This window comes from Vibrio ziniensis (assembly GCF_011064285.1).
GTDB lineage: Bacteria > Pseudomonadota > Gammaproteobacteria > Enterobacterales > Vibrionaceae > Vibrio > Vibrio ziniensis.
On record NZ_CP049332.1, the window covers coordinates 451,538 to 465,262 of the forward strand.

The 13,725-nt window shown below is 44.6% G+C and carries 13 protein-coding genes; 12 read left to right on the forward strand and 1 reads right to left on the reverse strand.

The window, feature by feature from the left end; translation table 11 throughout:
- Window positions 1-78: 78 nt before the first annotated feature.
- From putP to G5S32_RS17070, 11 genes are all read left to right on the forward strand, one after another.
- Window positions 79-1,569 carry a sodium/proline symporter PutP gene (gene putP / locus G5S32_RS17015; RefSeq protein WP_165313365.1) on the forward strand — a complete coding sequence of 497 codons (1,491 nt, stop codon included), beginning with the start codon at window positions 79-81 and terminating at the stop codon, window positions 1,567-1,569.
- 612 nt (window positions 1,570-2,181) lie between these two features.
- Window positions 2,182-2,658, forward strand: a complete 477-nt coding sequence (locus G5S32_RS17025; protein ID WP_042479512.1) for an Lrp/AsnC family transcriptional regulator — start codon at window positions 2,182-2,184, stop codon at window positions 2,656-2,658.
- 21 nt (window positions 2,659-2,679) lie between these two features.
- Window positions 2,680-4,122 carry a coniferyl aldehyde dehydrogenase gene (locus G5S32_RS17030; RefSeq protein WP_165313367.1) on the forward strand — a complete coding sequence of 481 codons (1,443 nt, stop codon included), beginning with the start codon at window positions 2,680-2,682 and terminating at the stop codon, window positions 4,120-4,122.
- Between the two features lie 285 nt (window positions 4,123-4,407).
- Window positions 4,408-5,286: a nitrogenase iron protein gene (gene nifH, locus G5S32_RS17035; RefSeq protein WP_102939852.1), complete on the forward strand. Its 879-nt coding sequence runs from the start codon at window positions 4,408-4,410 to the stop codon at window positions 5,284-5,286.
- A 49-nt stretch (window positions 5,287-5,335) separates the two neighbouring features.
- Window positions 5,336-6,802, forward strand: a complete 1,467-nt coding sequence (gene nifD / locus G5S32_RS17040) for a nitrogenase molybdenum-iron protein alpha chain (RefSeq protein ID WP_102939851.1) — start codon at window positions 5,336-5,338, stop codon at window positions 6,800-6,802.
- A 77-nt stretch (window positions 6,803-6,879) separates the two neighbouring features.
- The gene (gene nifK / locus G5S32_RS17045) at window positions 6,880-8,451 is read left to right on the forward strand and encodes a nitrogenase molybdenum-iron protein subunit beta (RefSeq protein WP_165313368.1); all 1,572 of its coding nucleotides are present in this window, start codon (window positions 6,880-6,882) and stop codon (window positions 8,449-8,451) included.
- Window positions 8,452-8,513: 62 nt separating this feature from the next.
- Complete coding sequence (nifT, locus tag G5S32_RS17050) at window positions 8,514-8,735, forward strand: putative nitrogen fixation protein NifT (protein WP_102939849.1); 222 nt, start codon at window positions 8,514-8,516, stop codon at window positions 8,733-8,735.
- Window positions 8,736-8,749: 14 nt separating this feature from the next.
- Entirely contained in the window at window positions 8,750-9,460 is a 711-nt protein-coding gene (locus G5S32_RS17055; protein ID WP_246201167.1) for a NifB/NifX family molybdenum-iron cluster-binding protein, read from the forward strand.
- On the forward strand, window positions 9,453-9,767 hold the full coding sequence (locus G5S32_RS17060; RefSeq protein WP_165313369.1) for a hypothetical protein: 315 nt from the start codon (window positions 9,453-9,455) through the stop codon (window positions 9,765-9,767). Before G5S32_RS17055 ends, G5S32_RS17060 begins: the two co-directional genes overlap by 8 nt.
- A gap of 288 nt (window positions 9,768-10,055) precedes the next feature.
- Entirely contained in the window at window positions 10,056-10,955 is a 900-nt protein-coding gene (locus tag G5S32_RS17065; protein ID WP_165313370.1) for a DMT family transporter, read from the forward strand.
- Window positions 10,956-10,966: 11 nt separating this feature from the next.
- Window positions 10,967-11,656 carry a DNA alkylation repair protein gene (locus G5S32_RS17070; RefSeq protein ID WP_165313371.1) on the forward strand — a complete coding sequence of 230 codons (690 nt, stop codon included), beginning with the start codon at window positions 10,967-10,969 and terminating at the stop codon, window positions 11,654-11,656.
- 151 nt (window positions 11,657-11,807) lie between these two features.
- On the opposite strand, the gene G5S32_RS17075 is transcribed toward G5S32_RS17070, so the two are convergent.
- Complete coding sequence (locus G5S32_RS17075) at window positions 11,808-12,047, reverse strand: hypothetical protein (RefSeq protein ID WP_165313372.1); 240 nt, start codon at window positions 12,045-12,047, stop codon at window positions 11,808-11,810.
- Window positions 12,048-12,293: 246 nt separating this feature from the next.
- On the opposite strand from G5S32_RS17075, the gene nifE reads away from it, so the two are divergent.
- Window positions 12,294-13,721 (forward strand): nitrogenase iron-molybdenum cofactor biosynthesis protein NifE, encoded by a 1,428-nt coding sequence (gene nifE, locus G5S32_RS17080; RefSeq protein WP_165313373.1) that lies wholly within the window; start codon window positions 12,294-12,296, stop codon window positions 13,719-13,721.
- The last annotated feature ends 4 nt before the right edge of the window (window positions 13,722-13,725 follow it).

A 13,725-nucleotide genomic window follows, 5' to 3' on the forward strand; every position in this document is an offset into this window, starting at 1 on the left:
ACCTTAGATCTTTTATCTCTCCCCCCTCCCTTTGAGGGGGGGCATGGAAGATAATTTATATTTAGAGGACTCAACATAATGGAAAATAGCTTTGCTATTACGACCACCTTTATCGTCTACCTCATTTTGATGTTGGCGATTGGTGTTTACGCATATCAGCGAACGAAAAGCTCATCGGATTATTTCCTAGGTGGCCGCTCTTTAGGCCCTTGGCCTGCAGCCTTATCTGCGGGTGCATCTGACATGAGTGGATGGTTGCTACTTGGTTTACCTGGCTATGCTTACGCTGCCGGTTTTGAAGCTTTCTGGTTAGCTGGTGGTCTATTAGTAGGTACTTGGGCTAACTGGTTATTGGTTGCAAAACGTCTGCGTACGTACAGTGTGACAACTGATGCGCTAACATTACCTGAATTCTTATCTCGTCGTTTCAATGACAAATCTAAGCTAATTCAAACGATTTCAGCTTTCTTTATCCTTCTATTTTTCCTTTTCTACACCAGCTCTGGTCTTGTTGCTGGTGGTAAATTGTTTGAAACCGTATTTGGTATTGATTACACCATCGCGGTAGTTATCGGAACAATTTGTGTGGTTTCATACACATTGTTTGGTGGCTTCCTTGCCGTATCGTGGACTGACTTGGTTCAAGGTCTATTGATGGCAGCCGCTCTTTTGATCGTACCGTTTGCAGCACTTGATGGTGGCTTCGGTAAACTGAACTCTGAGCTAACGACAATTAACCCAGAACTTCTGACTCTTTGGAATGGTATTGACGGTAAACCACTGTCTGCAATCGCAATCATTTCTCTTGTTGCTTGGGGTCTAGGTTACTTTGGTCAGCCACATATCTTGGCTCGTTTCAAAGCATCTCGTTCGAATAAAGATTTAACCGCTGCACGTCGTATTGCCGTTGCGTGGACTGGTCTTTCAATGTTTGGCGCACTATTAGTTGGTTTTGTAGGTTTGGTATACGTAACCAACCACGGCACACTGCAGCTAGAAGATGGCGAGAAAATCTTCATGCTACTTGTTAACGCGCTCTTCCACCCAGTTATCGCTGGTATTCTTCTGGCCGCAATTCTTGCTGCGATCATGAGTACTGCAGACTCTCAGTTACTTGTTTCTTCTTCTGCATTAGCTGAAGACTTCTACAAACAAGTATTTAAAACTGACGCAAGCTCAGAAGAGATTGTGCGAGTAGGTCGCCTTGCGGTAATCATTCTATCTGTTATTGCACTTATCTTAGCGATGACGCCAGACAGTTCAGTTCTGGGCCTAGTATCTTACGCTTGGGCCGGTTTCGGAGCGGCATTTGGTCCTGCGCTAGTACTAAGTCTGTACTGGTCTCGCATGAACCGTAATGGCGCTCTAGCGGGCATCATTGTTGGTGGTGTGACTATCGTAGTGTGGAAACAGCTTTCTGGCGGTTGGTATGACGTGTACGAAATCGTACCGGGAATCATCCTATCTACAATCGCAATAGTGGTTGTAAGCCTACTGACTGGTGAGCCAGAACAAGCTGTGAAATCACAGCATCAAACATATAAGAAGCAATTGGTTGATTTAGACTAGGTTTATACTTCATTGTCTCTTCGAAAGCCCCCATACTGAGGGGCTTTTTTTCACTATATAAATGTTTGCTAGCAGAATTAATTGAGTATGTATGTAGGATGTTTTTGATTTTTGTCACATTTTGAAGTGAAATGTTTGAGTGTTTGCTCGAAAGTGGTTAAATAAGCGACTAGTTTTTCATTTTAGGAATTTGAGGATTTAGCCATGCCAGAAGCGTTTTGTAACTGTTGCCGTAAACCAACACAGCACAAAGTCGTTATGAGGCGTTGTTCACAGGAGTCTGAATCTAGTTGGCAAGTCGTGCATGCTTTTTTTTCAAAACTTTTAAGCGGTGAACACTATTACCAAATGGAACAACAAATGTACTGTCGTGAATGCAATCATAAGTTAGTGGTAACGACTAACAAATTCGCGGGAGCGAATACCGTTAAGGTGTAAACCTCTAATTATTTACTACAAATGAAACTAAGAATTTTCTTCTAAATAAAGGGCATCATCTGATGCCCTTTATTTTTGATTGTGATTATCCTCACAACACATAATGATGAGGTTCATCCTGCCGTTGTTAGACAGTATTGTATTGTGCAATGACTCTTGAAAAAGTATTGAGCTATGAATCTAGACCGTGTGGATCAACAAATCCTGCGCATTTTACATACTAAAGGCAGATTGCCAGTGGTTGAACTGGCAAAGTTAGTGAACCTCACCACATCACCTTGTTCTGACCGAGTTAAGCGACTTGAAAAAGAAGGGTACATCAAAGGCTATCACGCGGAATTAAATCCAGAGAAGTTAGGCTTAGATGTGCAAGTGTTTATTCATATTCGTTTAGACCAAACCTGTTTTTCTATTTTTGAACGCTTTGCTCGTGCAGTGGAAGATATTCCCGAGATTGAATCTTGTTATTCTCTATCGGGTGATTTCGACACCATGATTAAAGTTCGCGTGAAAGACATGAAAGCTTACCAAGCATTTATGTCCGGACGACTCGGCACACTGCCGGGTGTAATTCAGACAAGAAGTGAGTTTGTGATTGAAGAACACAAGACAAGTTTTGGCATCAACCCAGAACTTCTGTCCACGTTATAACACGGACTGGTAGGAGATATTATGAACCGAGTATCCGCTGTAGAAGCTCAATGGAAGAAACTGCAAGTAACTGAGCTAGAAGTACTGCATGCGCAATACAGCCGTCTTCGCCTTCAATATGCTAATGATCCATCACCCAGTTTAGAACAGAGATTGCAGCGCCTTTCGCTTTTAAAAGACGCATTATTAAAAGAGAAAACGGTTCTGGTGGAAGCGCTGAGCAAAGACTTTGGTTTCCGTCCTCGTTTTGATAGCACGTTTTGCGATTTATTACCGGTCATCAATCAGATTAAGTACACACAGAAACATTTGAAAAAATGGATAAAGCCTTCGCGTCGTCATGCCGGGTTGATCATTTCTCCTTCGAAAGTCCAAGTGCATTATCAACCTGTCGGTGTTGTTGGAATCGTTGTACCATGGAACTTCCCTGCAATGCTGAGCTTGTCTCCTCTTGTTACTGCTATCGCGGCGGGTAACCAAGCAATGATTAAGTTCAGTGAATACACTCCAGAAACCAACAAGGTGCTGACACGCATTATCAGTTCGTTAGGTGATATTGCTGTGTGTATTGAAGGGGATTTAACCATCGCCACTGCTTTTAGCTCTTTGCCCTTCGACCATCTGCTTTTCACTGGCTCAACTCCGGTAGGTAAAATCGTAGCGCAATCTGCGGCGAAAAACTTAACTCCGGTAACCCTTGAGCTGGGTGGTAAATCACCGACGATTATCGCTCCGGATGCAGACTTAGTTCGTAGCATTGACAACATCATGCAAGGCAAAGCGATTAACTCTGGGCAGATTTGCATTGCTCCAGACTATGTAATGCTACCGGAAGAGAAGGTTGAGCAGTTCGTTGAGTTGTATCTGAAGCGTTTTGCTAAACGTTTTATCAACAAACATGGCGTATTGGATTGTGCGGGCATCATTAATCAAGCTCAGTTAGAGCGTCTGCAAAGCTATCTTGACGATGCCAAACAGAAAGGGGCGCAGATTTACACTGTAAAACAGTCGGTTGAACTGAAAGCCACACAGATGGTGCCAAGTTTAGTAACTAACGTCACTGACGATATGTGGCTGATGCAAAATGAAATCTTTGGTCCAATCTTACCCGTCATTGGTTATAAAACTATTGAACAAGCACTTGAAAGAGTGAACTCTCATGCTCGTCCGTTAGCTCTCTATCTGATGACAGACGACAACGACATTGCTGAATATGTTCTCAAGCACACGCACAGTGGCGGTATGTGTATCAATGATACCTTGATGCATGTTGCTGCAGATTCCGCACCATTCGGTGGTATTGGAGATTCTGGTATGGGGCACTATCACGGAATTGAAGGTTTCAAGACCTTTACCCATGCTAAAACTGTAGTGCGTTCTTGGAGTAAATTGCCGCGCAGTTCTTGGATATTGAGTCATCGTAAATCGATTTTGTATCTTCTCAATCGTTTCTTGATTCGCTAGTTAGAACCCTACCAATATATAAAGGCGCTTAATGCGCCTTTTATCTTTTAAAGACCTTCGAAACTGACTTTTCTAACCATCTCATCGCGCATTTAGCTCCTCGTACTATTAGTCTCTTGTACTATCCCCCTAGAACAATCAGCCGACAAAGGCTTGTTGTAAAGCAGACAATGTTTGATTGTCGCTTCTAACACTAATTGCTAATTGATTGAAAAATCGTTGATTTTCTGATGGTACAGATCTCGCAATAACGACCGTGAGTCTAATTTAACAAGGAGATAGACCATGGCAATTCGTCAATGTGCAATTTACGGAAAAGGCGGCATCGGCAAGTCCACTACCACTCAGAACTTAGTGGCAGCTCTGGCTGAAGCAGGTAAGAAAGTAATGATTATCGGTTGTGACCCTAAAGCGGACTCAACTCGTCTCATCCTGCACTCAAAAGCACAAAACACCATCATGGAAATGGCAGCGGAAGCCGGTACGGTTGAAGACATCGAATTAGAAGATGTATTGAAAGTCGGTTATGGCGATGTTCGCTGTGTTGAATCAGGCGGTCCAGAGCCAGGCGTAGGTTGTGCTGGTCGCGGTGTTATCACTGCAATCAACTTCCTCGAAGAAGAAGGCGCGTATGAAGATGACCTAGATTTTGTTTTCTACGACGTATTGGGTGACGTTGTGTGTGGTGGTTTCGCGATGCCAATTCGTGAAAACAAAGCGCAAGAAATCTACATCGTATGTTCTGGTGAGATGATGGCAATGTACGCTGCAAACAACATTTCTAAAGGTATCTGCAAATACGCAGCGACAGGTAGTGTGCGTCTTGCGGGTCTAATTTGTAACTCACGTAATACAGACCGTGAAGATGAACTCATCATGGCGCTGGCTGAGAAAATCGGTACGCAGATGATTCACTTTGTACCTCGTGACAACATCGTACAACGCGCTGAAATTCGTCGTATGACCGTTATCGAATACGACCCAACTTGCAAACAAGCGGACGAGTATCGCTCACTTGCCTCTAAGATCATCAACAACCAAATGTTTGTTATTCCAACGCCAGTGACAATGGATGAACTGGAAGAGCTATTGATGGAATTCGGTATTCTTGAAGAAGAAGACGAGTCAATCATCGGTAAAACAGCGGCAGAGCTAACAGCGTAAGTTAAGCACTGATTCTTCTTATTTGCTTAAAGACAATGAGGATTCACTTATGTCTATGAACAAAGAACAAAAGCAGGCGCTGATAGACGAGGTTTTAGATGTCTATCCTGAGAAAGCGCGTGAAGATCGCAAGAAGCACATTGCGATCAGTGATAGCTCTGCTGAAGGCACTTGTATCACTTCAAACCGTAAAACACTGCCAGGTGTTATGACGGTTCGTGGCTGTGCGTATGCAGGTTCAAAAGGGGTAGTGTGGGGACCTGTGAAAGATATGATTCACATTTCTCACGGTCCTATCGGTTGTGGTCAGTACTCTCGTGCTGGTCGTCGTAACTACTACTCAGGTACAACGGGCGTCGACTCTTTTGGTACGTTGAACTTTACCACTGACTTCCAAGAGCGTGACATCGTATTCGGTGGCGACAAAAAGCTCTCTGCTGCTATTGATGAGCTTGAGTCATTGTTCCCGCTATCGAAAGGCATCTCGATTCAATCAGAGTGTCCAGTGGGTCTGATTGGTGACGATATCGAAGCGGTAGCGAAAACAAAGAGTGCTGAAACGGGCAAAACCATTGTGCCTGTACGTTGTGAAGGTTTCCGCGGCGTGTCTCAATCGTTGGGTCACCACATTGCGAACGATACTATTCGTGACTATGTGTTGGATGCCGAACAAGAGAGCACCATTGAATCCACACCTTATGATGTGGCAATCATCGGCGACTACAACATCGGTGGCGATGCTTGGTCTTCTCGCATCATCCTCGAAGATATGGGTCTGCGCGTTGTGGCTCAATGGTCAGGTGATGGCACATTACCTGAGATGAAAAACACACCAAAAGTGGCGTTAAACCTTGTCCACTGTTACCGCTCAATGAACTACATCGTGCGTTACATGGAAGAGAAAAACGGCATTCCTTGGGTTGAGTACAACCTATTCGGTCCAACCAAGATCGAAGAGTCTATGCGTAAAATTGCCGCATTCTTTGATGACAAAATTAAGCAGCAGACTGAAGAAGTGATCGCGAAGTATCGTCAGCAATGGCAAGCGGTGATTGATAAATATCGCCCACGCCTAGAAGGCAAGACTGTGATGCTTTATGTCGGTGGTTTGCGTCCTCGTCACATCATTGGTGCGTACGAAGATTTGGGTATGGAAATCGTCGGTGCGGGTTATGAGTTTGCTCATAACGATGACTACGTGAAAACCACGCCAGATGTCAAAGATTCAACCTTGCTATTCGATGATGCCAGTGCCTATGAGTTGGAAGAGTTCGTTAAACGCTTGAACCCAGATTTGATCGGTTCTGGTGTGAAAGAGAAATATGTCTTCCAGAAAATGGGTTACCCATTTCGCCAAATGCACAGCTGGGATTATTCCGGTCCTTATCACGGTGTCGATGGTTTCGCTATCTTCGCACGCGACATGGATTTAACGCTGAACAACCCATGCTGGAAGAGCATGAAAGCACCTTGGTTGGAAGAAGCATCAGACGAAGCGTTAGCTAAATCTGCTTAAAGTGAGTTGGAAAGGATTTCCAATTAATGTAACCCGAGCCGGCGTTCACAGATTAGTGGCACGGTAGGAGAATACTCATGACTCAAAAAGTTGAAGACATTAAAACTGGTTATGCGCTATTTCAGCAACCAGAGTATCAAGAGTTGATGGCTAACAAGCGCGCAACTTTTGAAAATGCCGTTGATGCTAAGAAGGTTCGCGAAACCTTTGAATGGACAACAACGAAAGAATACCAAGAGATTAACTTTGCCCGTAAGCACATTACGATTGACCCTGCGAAAGCGTGTCAGCCATTAGGCAGTGTTTTATGTTCTCTTGGTTTCGAAAAAACACTTCCTTACGTGCACGGTTCACAAGGTTGTGTGGCTTACTTCCGTTCTTATTTCAACCGCCACTTTAAAGAGCCAATTGCGTGTGTTTCTGACTCAATGACAGAAGACGCAGCGGTGTTTGGTGGTCAGGAGAACATGTTTGACGGACTTAAAAACGCCTACGCCTTGTACAAACCTGAAGTGATAGCAGTCTCTACCACGTGTATGGCGGAAGTTATCGGTGACGACTTAAATGCTTTCATCAATAACGCCAAACACAATCAACATATTCCAGCGGATTTACCGGTTCCATTTGCACACACACCTTCGTTTGTGGGTAGTCATGTTACTGGATGGGATAACATGTTCGAGGGCATTCTACGCTATTTCACTCTCAGTGGAATGGAAGGAAAAGTGGCTGGAAGCAATGGCAAAATTAACATTGTTCCGGGGTTCGAAACCTATCTTGGTAATTACCGCGTCATTCGTCGTATGTTGGACGAAATGAAGGTGGAATACTCTTTCCTTTGCGACCCATCAGAAGTATTGGATACCCCAGCAGACGGTGAATACCGTATGTATTCAGGCGGTACGCCAGTCGAAGAAGTTAAAGATGCACCGAATTCTAAAGCAACTTTCTTACTTCAACCTGATCAACTTGTGAAAACGAAGAAATTCATTGAAGGTACTTGGAATCAAGACGTGCCAGCACTCAACATCCCTATGGGATTGGAGTGGACAGATAATTTCATCATGAAAGTATCTGAAGTCACAGGCAAACCTATTCCTGAGTCAATCACCAAAGAGCGTGGTCGTCTTGTGGATATGATGACTGACTCTCACACTTGGCTGCACGGCGTGACAGTTTCACTGTACGGTGATCCTGATTACCTATTGGGTATGTGTAAGTTCCTAACCGAGCTTGGTTGCGAAATTAAGCATGTGCTTTGTAACAACGGTGCGAAGCGTTGGCGCAAACAAATGGAAGCTCAGCTTGCTGAAACGCCATATGGTCAAAACGCAGAAGTGTTCATGGGTAAAGACTTATGGCACTTACGTTCTCTGATGTTTACTGACAAACCGGATCTATTGATTGGTAACTCATACGGCAAGTTCATCGAACGTGATACCAAAGCGAAAGGTCCTGAGTTTGAAGTTCCATTGGTTCGTATCGGTTTCCCAATTTTCGACCGCCATCATCTTCATCGCCAGTCTACTCTCGGCTACGAGGGTGCAATGACCATCTTAACCACTTTGGTGAATGAGGTTCTGGCGAAGCTGGATCGTGAAACAAGCGACTTAGGCAAAACTGACCTTGGTTTTGACTTGGTTCGCTAGTGACAATGGCCGACAGAGTGTTCTGTCGGCCTTTCTTTATCAGCCTAACAGAGGGAAAGGTTATGGCGAATGTAATGATTCAGTACAACGAAAATGGTGCACTTTCACTTTACTTACCAAAGAAAGACTTAGAAGAAGTGATCACTTACTTTGAGTTTGATAGCGACAGCAAATGGGGTGGCGAAGTGCGTTTAGCCAACGGGGCGATCTATCACATTGACCCAATGGCAACAAAACCTAAGTTGCCTATTACGGTAAAAGCCAGACGACTACAAGCAGCGTGATTTAGGAGGACGATATGATGATGGACAATACCATTTCCGACCAAGCGGCGATACGCATTGCTTTAGCGTCTAAGTCGTTGCCCAATATCGAACTGCGCTCGCTATTAGGGCTGTTGATTCAGCACCTTGGTGAGCCTCTGACCGAAACGAAGTTAGTCGGTTTGTCTCCGAAGGCTTTTCGTTTAATGGTTGGTTCATTAGGTTCAGGACCAACTCGCAAAGACGTTTCCAACGCTTTGCATGTGCTTTGTAATCCAGAAATCAGTGATGTTTCTGCGCCAGAAGTCGCTTTGCAAACGCCTATCTCTGGACCAAAACTGCGCGTGGCGTTGACGTCCAACCAAGGTGAGATGGTTAACGGGCACTACGGTTCGTGCTTGCGCGTTTTAATATATGAAGTCAATGCAACCGAGCATCAACTGGTTGAAGTGCGTGAAATGCCAACCGAGAAAAAAGGCGAGGAGCGAGCCATTGCAATGCTGGATAGAATCCGCGATTGCCATATGCTGTTTACGCTTTCGATTGGCGGGCCTGCCGCTGCTCGCGTTACGCGCGCTAATATCCATCCCATCAAGAAAACTGCGCCTGCAGAGGCTTCTGCCGTGTTGAAGGAACTCTCGCAAGTGATTGCAACCAATCCACCACCATGGGTGAAACGAATCCTTGGTTTCGAAAAGAGTGCCGTTGAGTTTGCGCAATTGGAGTTGGAGGAGAGCTATGAGTGATGTAGCGATAGAGGCGTCTGCACCAATGCAACTTGCGCATCTTTCTCCGATGGTATTGTCGGACATCGTTGCCAAGCTTGAAGCACAGTCCGACATCAATCAGCACACGTTGGATAGCTTGAAACTAAGCTATCCTGAACTGCGTTTTACTCTTTGTTTTGAGCAGGAGATGGGAACGCGTGAAGCGTATCTTGAAGCGAATCACTTTGATCTTCATTTAGTCTCGCACAGCTTGTCGGGCTGCAGTTCATTGACCTTTGATTTAGCCGCATGCAGTGGTCTTGTGATTGCGCTTCGCGATGAGTGAAACCTTTAAAAATATTTCCTGCTTTTTACGGACAATCAGCACTAACCCTATCTATTTAAAGCGCCTCTGAGTATGCAAAGAGTGCGCTTTCTCATTTATAAAATGCCATAGATTAGAAATAGTTAATTGTGATAGAAATACCTGTTCGTTAATGACTCATTCTAATTTAAGCTCTTGTCATCGATTCGGCTTGATTGTGCTGAATTTATCGCTCGCCGAGCTCCAACATCAAATAGCAGCTAGATAAATCTTTCAAATTTAGTTGCTCAGCATTCGATAGGATTAAAAATGCGGTTATCTGATTACACTCGACTATTGGCTCTCGCGGCAATTTGGGGTGCGAGTTTTCTGTTTATGCGTATAACGGTTCCAGAGTTTGGCGCGATTAACAGCGCATTTTTGCGCGTGTTTTTTGGCTTTGCCGGTTTGGCCGTGATTTTGTTGGTGCTCAGATGTCCGATTCGATTTGAAGGTAAATTCCGCGCGTGTTTTGTGCTTGGAATCATTAATTCTGGTGTGCCGTTCATGATGTATTGCATCGCGGCGCAATGGCTACCTGCCGGCTATTCTGCGGTACTCAATGCCACTACACCTTTAATGGGGGCGCTAATTGGATTCTCTTTTTTTGCCGAGAAACTGACTATCAGTAAGTGGGCGGCAGTCATTCTTGGCGCAGTGGGAATTACTATTATCACGACCTTTGGTGAGGCGGAATCGGCACAGGCGTTGATATTTGGCGGTCTTGCTTGTCTGGTTGCAACGAGTTGTTATGCGGTGTCTGGTTTTCTGACCCGTCAATGGATTAACAATCAAGGCGGTTTGGATTCTAAAATCGTTGCGTTTGGTAGCCAGATAGGAGCGACCACATTTCTGTTGCCATTGTTTCTTTTCACCAGCACCACTGATACCTCGATTAACTGGGCGCAGGGCGAAGTATGGGGCTGTATTATTGCTCTTGGAGTAATTTGCACGGCTTGTGCCTACATAGTGTTTTTCCGCTTAATCAGTGATATCGGGCCGCTCCGAGCAATGACAGTAACGTTTTTAATTCCGCCATTCGCCATCTTATGGGGATTCGTGGTGCTTGATGAAGAAATCAGCCAAGGGTTTATTTTAGGCTCACTGATAGTGGCAATAGCAGTATGGCTGATTGTCCGTCCGGTAAAGCAAGATGCTGTAAAAGCGTGAAGGGTTGACCTATGCACCCATGGAATATGTCAGTAAAAGCTGTTCTTGAACCATTAAGTGATAAAGAAAACGCAACACAAATGCGCGCCTACCTGCGCGACCAATTTCAGTTCTATGGAGTTCGTTCACCGCAGAGAAGAGATGCACTAAAGCCTCTATTTTCGAAAAATCAGTTGCCCCATATAAAAGATGTGCCGAGCGTTTGTCGAGAACTCTGGTCGCTTCCTCAAAGAGAGTTTCAACTGGTGGCTGTCGATTTGTTAATCAAACATAGGAAGGCGTTACCAGCGTTATTCTTGGATGAAGTTGAATGGTTAATTACAACCAAATCATGGTGGGATACCGTTGATTTGCTCGCTTCACATATTGTTGCAGCTATTTTTATTAATTACCCAGAACAAACGGCCTTGGTCATTGAGCGATGGCGTAAAGCTGACAATATGTGGTTGAGACGCTCGGCAATACTCTACCAACTGAAGTTCAAACAGAATACTGATGTCCAACTCTTGTTTGAAATAATCAAAGAAAATCAGTCTGATAACGAGTTCTTCATCCAAAAAGCAACAGGATGGGCTTTACGGGAACTATCTAAAACCGATCCTGCTACAGTCATCTCGTTTATTAAAAAACAAAATATACAAGGACTGGCAAAGCGTGAAGGATTGAAAATTGTGAATAAAACCTGCCAGTGGCTATTATAGGTATTAGAGTTTTCACGTTATTGGATATAGGGTTTCAGAACTTTTAACATAACCGCCATGTCCGCTTTATCTTGCGCTTTGTACTCGAACAGGGTACTTATTGAGTAGACTATTGGACATTGCTAGACGTAAAGCGTATTGACAAAGCCCGTTAGTAGAGCAGCCAATTAGTGGCATAAATAATTACAATCACGAGAGTAACGAGAAAGGCTAGTATCATCGCCATCTTTTTCATATAGCCTGATCTATCAAATACAACGCCTTCTTGTTCTCTCACTCTTGCTTCTTCATCAAAATGCCACTTAATGGCTAAGTAGCCACCAATACCTAATACTATAATCTTAAAAGCTCCAGCAAAGTACGGAAAGAAGTTAGCCCAACTACCGCTCATTCTCTATCTCCATCAAATTAGAAATCGATTTCACGGTAACATAGCCAAAGGTTCATGTTTATTTCTTTTTTGTCACACCTTCTGTTTGGCTTTGTCCGTTTTACGACAATTATTCGTCCTATTTTCTAAATAAACTCAATTTATCAATAAGTTATTTTTGGCTTTCTAATTGCAGCTCTTCTGCCTAAAACGACATTCAGGGATTGAATGTAACAACATCGTCAGATGTAGACAGTTGGAGGCACCATGAAGCAGTCCGAAATCAAGCTATTACAAGATGAACCTGCCTGTGAACATAACTCAGGCAGCAAGAGTGGCTGCAGCCGCTCCAAACCGGGTGCTACGGCTGGCGGCTGTACTTTTGACGGTGCGCAAATCAGTTTGTTACCGATTGCCGATGTTGGGCATATTGTCCACGGTCCGATTGGCTGTGCTGGAAACAGTTGGAACAATCGAGGAACACGGGCAACAGGTACAAATCTATTTCGTTATGGTTTTACTACCGATCTTAATGAACAAGACGTGATTATGGGGCGAGCCGAGAAGCGATTGCTTCACGCGATTAAACAGTTGATAGAAAAACACGCTCCGCCCGCAGTGTTTGTCTACATGACCTGCGTTCCGGCGCTAGAGGGCAATGACATTGAAGCGATATGCCAGTTGGCGAAAGATCGCTGGAATATACCGGTCATCCCTGTTGATGCCGCAGGCTTCTATGGCAATAAAAATCTTGGCAACCGTATTGCGGGTAATGTGATGTTTGAACGGGTCATCGGCAGTGCAGAGCCACCACCGAAACCTTTGATGAAGCATGACGCAACTCGTCACGTGCACGACATTGTCTTGATTGGTGAATACAACATCGCCGGTGAGTTTTGGCATGTTTCTCCTTTGTTTGAACAGTTGGGTTTGAGAGTGTTGTGTTGCTTGGCTGGTGACACTCAGTTCCATCAAATTCAAACCATGCATCGCGCCGATGCGGCAATGGTGGTTTGCGCCCGAGCACAAGTCAACGTTGCCCGAAAACTTGAAGAAAAATGGCATATTCCTTGGTTTGAAGGCAGCTTTTACGGCATTGAAGATACATCGGCAGCGCTGCGTTCATTCGCTCGTTTAATAAAAGATGAGCGTTTAATCGAAGAGACGGAGGCTTTAATTGCCCGAGAAGAAGCCCAAACTCGAGAAGCATTAAAGCCTTATGTTGAACGCCTTAACGGTAAAAAAGCACTGCTTTATACCGGTGGGGTGAAATCCTGGTCGGTCGTTAGTGCGCTAAAAGAGCTTGGCGTGGAATGTGTTGCAACAGGCACGCGTAAATCCACTCAGTCAGATAAGAAACGGATTATGGATATCATGGGCGAAGAGGCTCTAATGCTTGATGAAGGCGGAGCGTCACTGCTTCTCGATACCTATCATCGTTACAACGCTGACATCATGATTGCGGGTGGCCGCAACATGTACACCGCGTTAAAAGCGCGCCTGCCATTTCTGGACATCAACCAAGAGCGTGAACATGCCTACGCGGGGTATAAAGGCATGATCACCCTTGCTCAGGAACTTTGTCGCACTTTAGAAGCGCCGATTTGGTCAAAAGTTCGCAGCGATGCTCCTTGGTCGCTGCAAACATCATCGGCTAGCTTGTCCTCAAACAATGCTGTTGTGAATGCTAAGTAAGGAG

What these genes read in the sequence shown, in the direction of transcription:
- putP (WP_165313365.1), top strand. Translation starts at nt 79, where the DNA reads ATGGAAAATAGCTTTGCTATTACGACCACCTTTATCGTCTACCTCATT.
- G5S32_RS17025 (WP_042479512.1), top strand. Translation starts at nt 2,182, where the DNA reads ATGAATCTAGACCGTGTGGATCAACAAATCCTGCGCATTTTACATACT.
- G5S32_RS17030 (WP_165313367.1), top strand. Translation starts at nt 2,680, where the DNA reads ATGAACCGAGTATCCGCTGTAGAAGCTCAATGGAAGAAACTGCAAGTA.
- nifH (WP_102939852.1), top strand. Translation starts at nt 4,408, where the DNA reads ATGGCAATTCGTCAATGTGCAATTTACGGAAAAGGCGGCATCGGCAAG.
- nifD (WP_102939851.1), top strand. Translation starts at nt 5,336, where the DNA reads ATGTCTATGAACAAAGAACAAAAGCAGGCGCTGATAGACGAGGTTTTA.
- nifK (WP_165313368.1), top strand. Translation starts at nt 6,880, where the DNA reads ATGACTCAAAAAGTTGAAGACATTAAAACTGGTTATGCGCTATTTCAG.
- nifT (WP_102939849.1), top strand. Translation starts at nt 8,514, where the DNA reads ATGGCGAATGTAATGATTCAGTACAACGAAAATGGTGCACTTTCACTT.
- G5S32_RS17055 (WP_246201167.1), top strand. Translation starts at nt 8,750, where the DNA reads ATGATGATGGACAATACCATTTCCGACCAAGCGGCGATACGCATTGCT.
- G5S32_RS17060 (WP_165313369.1), top strand. Translation starts at nt 9,453, where the DNA reads ATGAGTGATGTAGCGATAGAGGCGTCTGCACCAATGCAACTTGCGCAT.
- G5S32_RS17065 (WP_165313370.1), top strand. Translation starts at nt 10,056, where the DNA reads ATGCGGTTATCTGATTACACTCGACTATTGGCTCTCGCGGCAATTTGG.
- G5S32_RS17070 (WP_165313371.1), top strand. Translation starts at nt 10,967, where the DNA reads ATGCACCCATGGAATATGTCAGTAAAAGCTGTTCTTGAACCATTAAGT.
- G5S32_RS17075 (WP_165313372.1), bottom strand. Translation starts at nt 12,047, where the DNA reads ATGAGCGGTAGTTGGGCTAACTTCTTTCCGTACTTTGCTGGAGCTTTT.
- nifE (WP_165313373.1), top strand. Translation starts at nt 12,294, where the DNA reads ATGAAGCAGTCCGAAATCAAGCTATTACAAGATGAACCTGCCTGTGAA.